This is a genomic window from Mesorhizobium sp. W067 (genome assembly GCF_054719525.1).
Map to the genome: position 1 here is coordinate 3222076 of NZ_JBTTII010000001.1, position 12351 is coordinate 3234426.

The window sequence follows — 12351 nt, forward strand, 5'->3', positions numbered from 1 at the left end:
CGTGAATGAAAAAGGGCGGCGCAAACGCCGCCCTTTGGAAAAATCATCGGTCCTTGGGAGGATAAGGCTCAGGCCGCCTGGGCTTCGCCGGCAATCGCGTCGGCCTGACGCGCTGCCTTGAGCACGCGGGCCCACCAGGCAACGTCGTTGACCAGCGCCGTGGCAGCCTGGTTCAGATGCTCGATCTCCTCGAGCTTCTTCTCGCCCTGGCGCACCGCCAGGAAATCGCTCCAGGCAATGTGAACGGCGGATTTGACCGGCGCCATCTGCAATTCGACCGCGGCAAGACGCAAATGTTCGACAGCGCGCGAGCCGCCGACGCTGCCATAGCCGACGAAACCGGCCGGCTTCTTGTTCCATTCATTGGCGGCGTAATCGATGGCGTTCTTCAGCACGGCCGTCGGGCCATGGTTGTATTCGGCGGCGGTGAAGATGAAGCCGTCGAATTCGGCGACCTTCTTTTGCCAGCGCTGGGCAACTTCGTTCTGCGACGGCGCCCAGGCGGACGAGGCGACCTCGTCGAAGAAGGGCAGCGGCCAGTCGCGCAGGTCGACGGTCTCGACGTCGATGTCGGCATGGGATTTCGCGATCTTGGCGATCCACTGGGCGGGCACATCGGCGAAACGCGCGGCGCGTGTCGAACCGACGACGATGGCGATTTTGGGCTTGGACATGGGGCTCTCCATATATGCAAAAGCTGGTATCGTTTGGATACCGGCGCTATATGAGATACTGACAAATGGCAGCGCAAGGAGGCACCGTTATGTTACTGAGGCACCCGCACAACACCGAAGACTGCCGCGCCGTCTCGGAAATCCTGCAGCGCGTCGGCGACAAATGGACCGTTCTGGTCGTCGGCAAGCTGGGCGGCGGACCGCTGCGTTTCAATGAGTTGCGCGCCGCTGTCGGCGGCATTTCGCAGAAGATGCTGACCACCACCTTGCGCGGTCTTGAGCGCGACGGCTTCGTCACCCGAACCGTGTTCCCGACCATCCCGCCACGCGTCGACTATGAGCTGACGGAGCTCGGCCATGAGCTGCTGGTGCCGGTCGGCGCGCTCGGCGAATGGGCGCGGAAGAACACCTCGCGGGTCCAGGCGGCGCGTGAAAGATTCGATGGCGTGCACGCCTGAAAACCGTTGCCCAGCAATAGTTTACGGATTTTGCCGTCGACGACGCGTACCCGGGTTTAACTGGATCCGCCCTGGCATCGTTGGTCGCGCCATCGCGACATAGCTGCAGCGTTTCGTTCGCCGGCGCATGATCATTTTGAGGCTGACGAGGTCTTCCGCTGACGGGCCCTCAGGCCTTTGACGCAGGGTTGCTGCAACACACTGCGCCGCACGTCTCTACCCTTGCAGACCGCTGGGCAGTCCGCTCGTTGCCAACGGTCCGGTCGTGCGTGCAGGCAACGCTTGGAAGCTCTTTCCTGATCTCGGTATAAGCGGTCGTGCCAAGCAGCCAGATCACCGCGACGAGGGCCGCCACGAGCCAGCCGTTCAGCATGTGTTGACGCATTGTCTTCCCTCCGCCGCCCGCAGAATCGGATGTGAAGGCAACCATTGGATGTCGCGCAGCGCATCGCCCGCGCGGGGGATGTTACATAAGCGCAAGCTTGGCAGAATCGACGATGTCAACTTTCGGTTGGAATCGGCTTCGGCTTGCCGTCGCTATCCAGCGCCACCATGACGAAATCGGCGTGGGTGACCTTCTCCATCAGGTCGGAGAGGTAGCGTTGCGCCCAGGCCTCGACCTTGAGCGTCATGGAGGTGCGGCCGACGCGCTCGACATGGGTGTAGATGCACAGCGTGTCGCCGATCTTCATCGCCTTGGCGAAGGACATTTCCTTGACCGCCGCCGTCACCACGCGGCCCTTGGCCCGCTCGGCCGCACGGATGCCGCAGGCAAGATCCATCTGCGCCATCACCCAGCCGCCAAAGATGTCGCCGGCCGCATTTGCATCGGCCGGCATGGCGAGCGTACGCAAGGTCAGATCGCCGATCGGCCGTCCGTCCGCGTAATGCACCATCCGAGATTCCCCTAAAGCGATAGCCCTTGATCCCGTAGCGTCACGGGCCCAAGAGGTCAACGCGACGGGCGAGGCTCCCGGCGCAATGTCGGTTCCATGGTGGCTTTTCCGACCAGGCGTCTCACGGTCGCTTTTTTCACAAGCCATGCCGGAAGCCGCAGGGGCGCGGCCAAGCCGTCGCGGATAGGCTGCGCTCAGTTTTGCGGAGCCGCCAACACCAATCATGCAGACTTATGACTTCATCATCGTCGGCTCCGGCTCGGCCGGCTCGGTTCTGGCCGACAGGCTGTCGATTTCGGGCCGCTTCTCCGTGCTGGTGCTGGAGGCCGGCGGCAGCGACCGCCGCTTTTATGTCCAGATGCCGCTCGGCTACGGCAAGACCTTCTTCGATCCGGCGGTCAACTGGAACTACAAGCCCGAGCCGGACCCCGGCCTTGCCGGCAATGTCGACCATTGGCCGCGCGGCAAGCTGCTTGGCGGCTCCAGCTCGATCAACGCCATGGTCTGGATCCGTGGCGCGCGCGAGGACTTTGACGACTGGCGCGATGCCGGAAATCCCGGTTGGGGCTATGACGATCTGTTGCCGGGCTTCAAGGCGCTTGAGGACAATGAGGCCGGCGCCGACAGATGGCGCGGCACCGGCGGGCCGCTGCATATCACCGACACGACGAACGCCGTCCATCCGCTGACCAGGCGCTACCTCGCAGCCGGCCAGCAGGCTGGGCTGCCGCTCAACCCTGACTTCAACGGCGCCGCCCAGGAAGGCGTCGGCGTCTACCAGATCTCGACCAGGAATGGCCGCCGCATGTCGGCCGCGCGCGCCTTCCTGCGCCCGGCGATGAAGCGCGCGAATGTGCGCGTCGAAGCCAATGCGCTGGCGACCAGAATCCTGTTCGAGGGCAAGCGAGCCGTCGGCATCGAATATCTGCAGAACGGCGAGACCAAGACGGCGCGGGCCGGCCGCGAGGTGATCCTGTCCGCCGGTTCGATCAACTCGCCGCAGCTGCTGCAACTGTCCGGCGTCGGCCCCTCGTCACTGCTCAAGGGGCTTGGCATCCCGGTCGTCCACGGCAACGAAAATGTCGGCGCGCATCTGCAGGACCATGTCGGCATCAACTATACCTTCAAGGGAAACGTGCCGACGCTCAACCAAATCCTGCGGCCCTGGTGGGGCAAGCTGCTGGTCGGCATGCGGTACATCCTCACCCGCTCCGGCCCGCTGTCGCTGTCGATGAACCATGGCGGCGGCTTCTTCCGAACCGACCTGGCGTTTTCGCGCCCCAACATGCAGCTTTATTTCCAGGCTTTCTCGACCGTCATTCCGAAGAGCGGCGAGCGGCCGATCCTGACGCCGGATCCGTGGCCGGGCTTTTCCATCGGCCTCTCCAACTGCCGCCCGTCCAGCCGCGGCGAGATCATGATCCGCTCCAGCAATCCGCTGGACTATCCCAGGATCGTCGCCAACGCCTATTCCACCAACGCCGATGTCGACGAGATGCTGGCGGCGGTGAAATTCGTGCGCAAGATAGCCTCGATGCCCGCCATGGCCGAGATCATCACTGAGGAGGTTTTGCCGGGCCCATCGATCCAATCGGATGCCGATCTGATCCAGGATTTCAGGAAGCGCTCAGGCACCGTCTATCACCCGGTCTCGACGTGCCGCATGGGGCCGGGCGCCGGGGCCGCCGTCGTCGACCCGCGCCTGAAAGTGCACGGGCTCGCAGGTCTGCGTGTCATCGACGCCTCGATCTTTCCCGCCAACATCACCGGCAACACCAACGCCGCCTCGGTCATGACCGGATGGAAGGGCGCCGAACTGGTTCTGGAGGACCAAAAATGAAGATCACCGACGTCAAGACCTGGGTAGTCGGCAACCCGCCGCCCGGCATCGGCGGCAAGTATTTCATCTTCGTCAAGCTGACCACCGATGGCGGCGTCGTCGGTTACGGCGAGGCCTACAACGCCACCTTCTCGGCTCACATAACAGCGAAGCTGGTCGAGGACATGGCCGAGCGTTACCTGATCGGCCACGATCCGCATGACATCGAGACCTTCTTCCGCCGCGCCTATTCCTCAGGATTTACCCAGCGCCCCGACGTTACCGGCATGGGCTGTTTCTCGGCGCTGGAAATGGCCTGCTGGGACATTGTCGGCAAGGAAGCCGACAAGCCGGTCTACAAACTGCTCGGCGGCCAGGTGCACGAGACGCTGCGCTCCTACACCTATCTCTATCCGCACACCGGCAGCGTCCATTCGGAGGACGCGCCGGACGGCCGGAACGTCTACAATGACCCCGAATTGGCGGCCGCCTGCGCGCTCGAATATGTCGAGCAGGGGTTCAACGCCGTCAAGCTCGACCCGGCAGGCCCCTACACCGCCTTCGACGGCCACCAGCCGCGCCTGATCGACATCGATGTCTCCACCCGCATGGTCAAGGCGATCCGCGAAGCCGTCGGCACCCGCGCCGATATTCTGTTCGGCACGCATGGCCAGTTCACCGCGTCGGGTGCGCTGCGCATGGCACGCGCCATCGAGCCCTATGATCCCTTGTGGTTCGAAGAGCCGGTGCCGCCCGACATGCCCGAAGTGATGGCTCAGGTGGCGCGAGGCACGTCGATCCCGATCGCCACCGGCGAGCGGTTGACGACCAAGTTCGAATTCGCCCGAATCATCGAGAACCGCGCCGCCACCATCCTGCAACCGGACCTTGGCCGTTCCGGCGGCATTCTCGAAACCAAGAAGATCGCCGCCATGGCCGAGGCATACCACATCCAGATCGCGCCGCACTGCTATTGTGGACCGATCGTTGGCGCCGCCAACATCCAGCTGGCGGTGACGCTGCCCAATTTCCTCATCCTGGAATCGCTGAAGCAGTGGGACGGCTTCCACGCGACACTGCTCAAGAAGAAGATCGAATGGCAGGACGGCAATGTCATTCCATCGAAGGAGCCGGGCCTCGGCGTCGAGCTGGACGAAGCGGTCTGCGACGCGCATCCCTACACCGGCAAGGACCTGCATTTGCAGATGATGCAAACGCCGCTGATGCCGTGAGCGAACGCTACGCCTTCATCGGCCTTGGCCATCTCGGCGGCAACCTTGCCGCCAGCCTGTTGCGCAACGGTTTTGTCGTCATCGTCTTCGACCGCGACCCCGCCGCCGTCGAGCGCCTCGTGGCGCTCGGCGCCACGGCCGCGACCAGCCCGGCCGAAGCGGCGGCACAGGCCGGCAATGCCATTACTTGCCTGCCCTCGCCCAAGGTCAGCGAAGCGGTGCTGGCGAATGCCGGCGGCCTGCTCGAGGGTCTGCCCAGGGGCGGCTCCTGGATCGAGATGTCGACCAACGGCCGCGACGAGATCCTGCGCCTCGCCGCCCTCGCCGCGGCCAAAGGCATCGAGACGCTGGAGTGCCCGGTCACCGGCGGCGTGCATCTGGCCGCGGTCGGAAAGATCACCGCGCTTGTCGGCGGCGATGCTGCGCTTTACGAGCGCCATCGTCCGGCCATCGAAGCGATGTGCGCAAAGTCGTTCCTGATGGGTCCGGTCGGCTCGGCGGCGGTGATCAAGGTGATCACCAACATGCTGGCCTTCATCCATCTCGTCGCCGCCGGCGAGGCGCTGATGTTGGCCAAGCAAGGCGGCCTCGACCTGGCGCAATCCTACCACGCCATCGTCGCCTCCTCCGGCAACAGCTTCGTCCATGAGACCGAAAGCCAGCTCATCCTCAACGGCTCCTACGACATTGGCTTCACCATGGACCTGGCACTGAAGGACCTCGGCTTTGCGCTTGCGATGGGCAGGGAGTTCAGACTGCCACTCCAACTGGCGCCGCTTGTGAGTGAGATTTTCCTGATGGGCAAACAGGAATATGGCGGCGGTGCCTGGTCGACCCAGATCGTCAAACTGCTCGAGGATGCCGTCGACATGGAGCTGCGCGCGCCCGGTTTCCCAGCCAAGCTGGAAAGCTAAGCCGGGTAAATATGTCCTGCGATTTCAGGCCCTTGGCCGGTTCGCCGGAATCGCCGCTCAAACCACCTGAATCAATCCCTCAACGCCTTGATTCAATATCTCAGCGTCAGCGCTCCGGGCAGGATCTCAAACGTCGCGGGTATACGCCCCGGCGACTCGCCATCTATGTCGACCAGCGCGCCGTTCTTCTCGACATCGCCGATAGGTTCGACCACCACTTTCCGGCCACGCAATATGGTGATGGCCGGATGGTTGCGGTGCCGGCCGCCATAGAGCAGCCGAATATCCCAGATCAGCTTCAGCTTGCCGGCCGCGCGCAGGATGACGATGTCGAACTGGCCATCGGCGAGTTCGGCGTCCGGGGCGATCATCATGCCGCCGCCGAAGAACTTTCCGTTGGCGACCGCCACCAGCGCCATGCGCGCCTCGACCGGGGTGCCATCGTCGACGGTGATCCGGACATCCTGGAAGCGGTAGCGGATGAACTCGACCACGGTGCGCCAGAAAAACAGCGCCTTGGCCGACATCCTGCCCTTGCGCTTGTCGGCATTGACCGCACGGTCCGTGGCGCCGGACAGGCCGAGGCTGGCGATATTGATGAAGTGCCGGCTGGCCAGCGCGCCATGGTCGTCGATGTAGCAGATGCGCCCGGCATCGACCTTGCGCGCCTTGGCTTCGGCGATCCGCTTCAACGCCGCATCCACCTCTTTCGGCAGGCCAAGTCCGCGCGCGAAATCGATGCCGGTGCCGCAAGGCAGCAAGGCAAGTTCGGTTGTCCGGCCGCTCTCATCGAATGCCTGCAGCAATCCGTCGGCCACCTCGCTGGCGGTGCCGTCGCCGCCGGCCGCGATCACCAGCCCGAAGCCGCTTGCCGCGAGGTCGAGCGCCAGCCTTTCGGCGTCGCCCTCGGCCTGCGTCTCGCGCAGCTCGAATTCGCCGAAATGCTTTTTCAGCGATGCGGCGACCTCCGGCCAATGCCGTTTCAGCCGGCCGCCGCCGGCAATCGGATTGAGCACCACCCCGACTTTCAATGCGCACCCTCCCCGCACCGAGCCGATAGGCTCGATGCTTTGCCTGCATTGAAGCCCGCGCCAGCCGGCGGAGCAAGGGGCACAGCCGATCAGGCGCCAAAAAGCCGGCGGGCTGTCTAATGCAGCTGGAGTCGAAATTCCGAGCTTTGTGGCAAACGATCCCCGATAATCCCGTTATCCACAGGCTCACGCCCATTCCCCAAAACCCTTACCCGGCGTAAGTTTAACCATCTCAGGCGGCTACCGATCGCCACGCCGAAAGGCAAAGCGAAAAGGCGGATTTCCTGAGGCCCGTACGGCCCGAAGCGAGAGCAGGCTTGCTTGTTTGAGGGACGGATGCCGAGACCTACGGGGCCGCGGAAAGCGTGCGAACGCCAACGGCGGACCGATGCTGCCATGAAGGACGGCGAAAACCTTCGATGGCGCGCCGAACGAAGCTCGCAAGGGTGGAGAACGGCGTGGTCTGGAACGGGCACTGCCTTCGGGCGGTGACTGGCAGGACCGTCAAAATCAAGGCCGGCATGGCGCGACGACTTTGCGGAAGTTGCTGCCGCGACCGTGTCCTGATCTGACAGGGAGGCGCTGGGAGAAATCCCGGCGCCGACTGTCTTTTGGGCCAAGGTCCGGTCGGCGAAGCGACGCGTAAGAAGCCGATACTTTGCTGGAACGAGATTTCGGCGCTGACGGAACCATCTTCATCACCAGGCGCGATCAGCAATTCACCGACATGATCCCGCGCCTGATCGACAGAGGCGTGTCCTTCGTCGAGATCGGTGGCAATGACGCGATCATGCTCACCGTGCTTTCGGCGGCAGACTTCGCTCCGCCCGAAGGCGCCCGGGCGCTGTTCAGCCAACCGTTCCGATCGATCCGGCCACCCGTCGCACCGGGCTGATCGTCGCCGTGCGCAAGCTGCACATCGTGCTGCCGGCGCTGTTCGAAGCAGGCGCGAGGCTGGAGCGCGTCTACAACTGAAGCCGCGCCCTGCACCGCGGCCTGCCCGGCGGGCCAAGCTACTTCTTCGGGCCGATGCCCGGGATCAAATTGAGGCCAGCGTTTATATATTCCGGCCGTATGGCGCCGCTGATGAGCGTGAAGGTGGCGAGCATGATGCTGGCCAGCGCACCGTCATGCCATGGCCTGAGGGCCAGCGCGTTGACGGCATAGGCCCAGAATGGGAAGGCGAGCATCGACATGACGATGTTGGCTCCCGGAGCCTCCGCATTGTCGGCTGAATCGCTGACCGATTTCAGATACACCGGCGTCATCGCCAGCGCGACGATCAACATGATCCATGAAATGGTCCAGACGCTGATACCGGCCATTTCAATCTTATAGATGGCTGCCTGCACCTTACCCGGAATGTCCCCCGGATTGCCTTTGGTCTCTTCCGCCACCGCATCGGTCAACGCCTTGGCAACCGGCTGCTCAGTGGCATTGACCAGGATGGAGTTGACGAAGATGAAAAATGCCACGACTTCGGCAGGCACGTACTTCGCAACCCGGTCGAGATAGCCATCGCCGCCTTTCGATCCTTGATCTTCTTGCTTGTCATCGTCGACGCCGAGCGGAGCATCGCCTGGAATACCCTCGAGCGTTGATTCCCTTTTCGGCACAGGCTCGGCGGACCGGACAATTCTTCCCATGACAAACCCCTCCTATATTGTTGTATCGCCCCGTGAGTATCGTAGTAGAAAACCGGGCCAAGAAACAGTTGTCGCGGCCATAGCCGACAAGATTTATTCAGGCTTCTTACTGCAAATGCATCACGCCCCCGCCCTATTGCTACCGGGTGTCTCGAATCCACCTGTAGTGAGCGGTACCCAAAAACGCATCCCCCGGCTCATCGCGTGATCGCGGCCAAAATCCCGCCTTGTTCGCGCGCGATGGAAGGACTGGCTGCCGGGGGGCAATCCGAAGGACAAGACCGTGCTCAAGACCGCCCTTGTCGCCATGACCATTGTCGGCTGCGACTGCGACGCCAAGCTTTGCGAATATATCGGCGAGACGCCGGCGAAGTGGGCGACCATCGCCGACTGCGAAGCGGCGATGAAAAGCCAGATGCTGCACCAGAAGAACTTCGACTATCCGCTGGTCTCCGGCATATGCCGCAGCAAGGGGTCGGCGTCTTCTTCGCAACTGGCGGCGGCCGCATCCCGCCCGGAACTGAAGCCGGCCAGCCGGAATGTCCAAACCCCGTTGCCGCCGGAACTGAGCCATCGGCCGAGCGTTTCCGTCGGCTCCCCGACGACGGCCATGGAGGCAGCAGCGGCACGGCCGGTCGCCTACGAGCAAGTGGTCGATGGCGGAACAGGCGTGCTCTACCGCACCAGGAACGGCTACGCCGTGGTGAAGACAGATCTCGGCCGCGTCGCGTCGGCAACGGTCGGCATGGCCAAGCGGTCCGCGAACTGGCTGGCGGGCCTGGTGCCGAGCGGGTTGTGAGCGGCCTGCCGGTCGGACCGTACCACGCTGTCGCACTGCCGTGGAAAACTCCAGATAGATGCATGATGGTGTCAGCATCGACACGCAGGAGCGCCATTTCATGAAGCATGCAGTTCGAACCATGCTGTCCCTGGTGCTGGCGTTGGCGCCGATTCCGGCCGGTGCGCAGGATTCCGGCCAGGGCGGCGACAAGGTTGTAGGCGTCGCCAAGGACGATCCGGACATGGCGGCGGCCATTGCGCAGGCGCGCGCCAGCCTCGATGAATTCCTGTCCTTGTCGGATGCGCCGCCAGCCGGGACAACCAGCTACAAATTGAAGGTCGAGGTCAGGGACGGAGACGCCTCGGAGCATTTCTGGATCATCCCCTTCCACAAGACCGCGACCGGCTTTGCAGGAACATTGGCCAATGAGCCGCAAGCGGTGCACAATGTCGTGGCCGGCCAGGAACTCGAATTTAACCGGGACGATATTTCCGACTGGGGCTACACCAGAAACGGTCGCCAGGTCGGCAGCTTCACCGTCTGCGTGATGTTCAAGACGATGGCGCAAGAAGACGTCGAATATTATCGCCAGAACTACGGCTTCGACTGCTGACGAGCGGCAGCCTGGCTAATGCATGCGCCCAAACAGGACCGCCGTTTTGGCGCAACGATATGCATGAAAACAAGACCTGAAGCGCGTCGCATGAATTCGTTTCGACGCGCGGCGCTTTAGGCCTCGCCATCCGTCGCGCCGATCTTGCGCACCAGCGCCGCGGTCGCCAGGATCGCGCCCATATCGGCGATCATCGGCGCGATGTGCTTGGTGTAATCGAGCGGCACGGAAATGGCGGGCAGTTCGAAGAAATTCTTCGGCTGCGGCAAGAGCAGGAAACCATCGCTGCCATTAAGCGCCACCCGCGCCGGATCATCGCGCCATGTCTCGTGCAGCCATTTCAGCGCCTGCGCCAGCCGGCCGCTCACCAGCGGCTGCGCGGCGGCGACATTGTCGGTGCGAAATTCGTAGTCGCCGTCGAGCAGCGGATCGCCGCTGGACAGTTCCTGCATCTTGCCGGCGAAGATGCCGCGGAAGAAACCGACCACCGCGTTGCTGCGGCGCGTCGCGACCAATATGCCGGGGAACGGCGCGATCGTCTCGAACGCAACGATGACGCCCTTGAAGACCGTCGACGAGCCTTTGCCCGAACCTTGGCGCAACTCCGCCTCGTAGAGCTCGAACGGAAAATCCTCGTAGCGGCCTGACACGATGTCGTCGAAACTCTGCCGGTTGAAGGCGCCGACCACGGCTCGCGGCAGCCGGTCGAAGGAATTCGGCGTCACGCTGTGCTGATAGCGCACATCCCTGATGAAGCCGAAGATGATCGGCAGCAGCGTGTCACGGAACGATTGCTGCACCCTCGTCGCCGGCCTGATCGCCAGGAAGTACAGCAGCAGCGCCGCGAAGAAACCGCCGGCATAGAGGAACACATGCGGCGTCGAGAACCATTGCTCGTTCAAGTCAGCGACCTTGTTGAACAGCCAGGCCACCAGCACGACAAAAACCAGCAGCAGCCCCAGAAACACCGGCACCCGCCAGCGCACCTGGCGGTAGGCCGAAGCCCGTCCAGCCTCATAGATCTCGATATTCTTCCTGATGCCGGCGACCACCGCTTCATCAGGCATGAACTCAGCTGCTTCCATCGCCCCCTCGCAAAGTCCGTTTATGCCTATAATAGCGGGAAAGTCGTCAGTCGCCAAAGATCGCCTTCAGCCTGGCTTCGACCTTGCCCTTCATCCGGCCAGTCAGCGCCTCGACCGGAACCAACCGCTCATGCCCGCCTGAGCGCAGCCGCATGAAGGGATGCATCCGGTAGCCGGCGATCGCGCCGCGCTTGCCGAGATCGGCGCTGACATCGACGACGAAAATGCCGCCGATGCGGCCGGGCCAGGGCTGTCGCGCCAGCGCCGTGCCGAGGAAGTCGCCAAGCCCGTAAGCCACGAGCGTCTTGCCGACCCATTGCACCGGCTGCACGACATGGGCGTGGTGCCCGGCAATCAGCCCCACGCCGTGACCGGCCAGCAACCTCGCCAGCGTTTGCGTTTGCGGCTGCGGAAAATGCCGGAACTCCCAGTCCCAGTGCGGCACCGCACAGGTAAGATCGATGTTCTTGTCGGCCGCGCCTCTCGGCCATGCCGCCGGATCGCCTTGCATCGAGACAAGCTCGGTGAATGGCCCGGCGTCACCATTGCGCCACAGTGTGAAGGCGGCAAAGCCGATCGACAGCGGCCCGGCCTTGACCTGCTCGACCGATCCTTTTTTCGCGGTGCCGATGGTGCGGATTCCAAGCCGCTTCAACGCCGCAACGGTCTCGTCGAAACCGGCGACGCCCTGGTCGAGCACATGGTTGTTGGCCAGCGACAGCACGAGCTTTTCACGCGCGATGCCTACGGCAGCAAGCGCCGCGGCAAGAAACCGCTCGCTCATCGCATGGTGAGTGCCAAGCCGCGTGCCAAACGCCACGCTCGGCCGCTCGACGACCGGACTTTCGCAATTGCCGATCACCAGATCGGCTGAGCCCAAGAGCTTTGCGATTTCCGGATCGCACTCCGGCGCACTACGGTTGGCCACCGCCGAAATATCGCCGACAAAGGCCAGCCGCACCTTCCGCCCCGGCGGCGGATCGATGATCGTCGTCGCCGCCCTCGGTGCGAGATCCCTGACATCGCCGCCGAGAGACGGTTTCAGGAAGCGCGGCAGCCATGACAGTTTGTAGGAAAGCGGATAGTTCGACACGCGACGCCCAATCGTTTGCCCAATCGGTTAGCTTGTGTAGACGGTCTGCCCGGGGAGTGTCGACCGTCAGTCCTTGAAACACTGCCGCCGGCAGACACGGCGCCAAATG

13 protein-coding genes are annotated in these 12351 nt (G+C 63.3%); 7 read left to right on the top strand and 6 right to left on the bottom strand.

Features of this window, described 5'->3' with window-relative positions; all coding sequences use genetic code 11:
- Positions 1-68 precede the first annotated feature (68 nt).
- The gene (locus tag ACYG97_RS15690) at positions 69-674 is read right to left on the bottom strand and encodes an NADPH-dependent FMN reductase (protein WP_023671992.1); all 606 of its coding nucleotides are present in this window, start codon (positions 672-674) and stop codon (positions 69-71) included.
- 89 nt (positions 675-763) lie between these two features.
- Here ACYG97_RS15690 and ACYG97_RS15695 point away from each other — a divergent pair, with 89 nt between their 5' ends.
- On the top strand, positions 764-1132 hold the full coding sequence (locus ACYG97_RS15695) for a winged helix-turn-helix transcriptional regulator (RefSeq protein ID WP_023683744.1): 369 nt from the start codon (positions 764-766) through the stop codon (positions 1130-1132).
- Between the two features lie 500 nt (positions 1133-1632).
- Here ACYG97_RS15695 and ACYG97_RS15700 read toward each other — a convergent pair whose 3' ends face one another.
- Positions 1633-2028: an acyl-CoA thioesterase gene (locus ACYG97_RS15700; RefSeq protein ID WP_023671995.1), complete on the bottom strand. Its 396-nt coding sequence runs from the start codon at positions 2026-2028 to the stop codon at positions 1633-1635.
- A gap of 223 nt (positions 2029-2251) precedes the next feature.
- Between ACYG97_RS15700 and ACYG97_RS15705 the strand changes: the two genes are divergently transcribed.
- Genes ACYG97_RS15705 through ACYG97_RS15715 form a run of 3 tightly spaced genes read left to right on the top strand, consistent with a single transcriptional unit; the run spans position 2252 to position 5993 of the window.
- Positions 2252-3868 carry a GMC family oxidoreductase gene (locus ACYG97_RS15705; RefSeq protein WP_023701603.1) on the top strand — a complete coding sequence of 539 codons (1617 nt, stop codon included), beginning with the start codon at positions 2252-2254 and terminating at the stop codon, positions 3866-3868.
- The gene (locus ACYG97_RS15710) at positions 3865-5079 is read left to right on the top strand and encodes a mandelate racemase/muconate lactonizing enzyme family protein (RefSeq protein WP_023671997.1); all 1215 of its coding nucleotides are present in this window, start codon (positions 3865-3867) and stop codon (positions 5077-5079) included. Before ACYG97_RS15705 ends, ACYG97_RS15710 begins: the two co-directional genes overlap by 4 nt.
- The gene (locus ACYG97_RS15715) at positions 5076-5993 is read left to right on the top strand and encodes an NAD(P)-dependent oxidoreductase (RefSeq protein ID WP_023733331.1); all 918 of its coding nucleotides are present in this window, start codon (positions 5076-5078) and stop codon (positions 5991-5993) included. Before ACYG97_RS15710 ends, ACYG97_RS15715 begins: the two co-directional genes overlap by 4 nt.
- Before the next feature lie 92 nt (positions 5994-6085).
- Here the strand turns inward: ACYG97_RS15715 and ACYG97_RS15720 are convergent, their stop codons facing one another.
- Complete coding sequence (locus ACYG97_RS15720) at positions 6086-7024, bottom strand: diacylglycerol/lipid kinase family protein (RefSeq protein WP_023733332.1); 939 nt, start codon at positions 7022-7024, stop codon at positions 6086-6088.
- Between the two features lie 658 nt (positions 7025-7682).
- On the opposite strand from ACYG97_RS15720, the gene ACYG97_RS15725 reads away from it, so the two are divergent.
- A complete protein-coding gene (locus ACYG97_RS15725) occupies positions 7683-7919 on the top strand; it encodes a hypothetical protein (RefSeq protein ID WP_023733333.1) in 237 nt (78 codons plus the stop codon).
- Positions 7920-8037: 118 nt separating this feature from the next.
- Here ACYG97_RS15725 and ACYG97_RS15730 read toward each other — a convergent pair whose 3' ends face one another.
- Entirely contained in the window at positions 8038-8670 is a 633-nt protein-coding gene (locus ACYG97_RS15730) for a hypothetical protein (RefSeq protein WP_023733334.1), read from the bottom strand.
- A 283-nt stretch (positions 8671-8953) separates the two neighbouring features.
- Between ACYG97_RS15730 and ACYG97_RS15735 the strand changes: the two genes are divergently transcribed.
- A complete protein-coding gene (locus ACYG97_RS15735; RefSeq protein WP_023733335.1) occupies positions 8954-9469 on the top strand; it encodes a hypothetical protein in 516 nt (171 codons plus the stop codon).
- A gap of 100 nt (positions 9470-9569) precedes the next feature.
- Positions 9570-10064 carry a YegJ family protein gene (locus ACYG97_RS15740; RefSeq protein ID WP_023705888.1) on the top strand — a complete coding sequence of 165 codons (495 nt, stop codon included), beginning with the start codon at positions 9570-9572 and terminating at the stop codon, positions 10062-10064.
- Positions 10065-10180: 116 nt separating this feature from the next.
- On the opposite strand, the gene ACYG97_RS15745 is transcribed toward ACYG97_RS15740, so the two are convergent.
- Positions 10181-11149, bottom strand: a complete 969-nt coding sequence (locus ACYG97_RS15745) for a DUF3137 domain-containing protein (protein ID WP_023733336.1) — start codon at positions 11147-11149, stop codon at positions 10181-10183.
- A 46-nt stretch (positions 11150-11195) separates the two neighbouring features.
- On the bottom strand, positions 11196-12242 hold the full coding sequence (locus ACYG97_RS15750; RefSeq protein WP_031262090.1) for a CapA family protein: 1047 nt from the start codon (positions 12240-12242) through the stop codon (positions 11196-11198).
- Positions 12243-12351 lie beyond the last annotated feature (109 nt).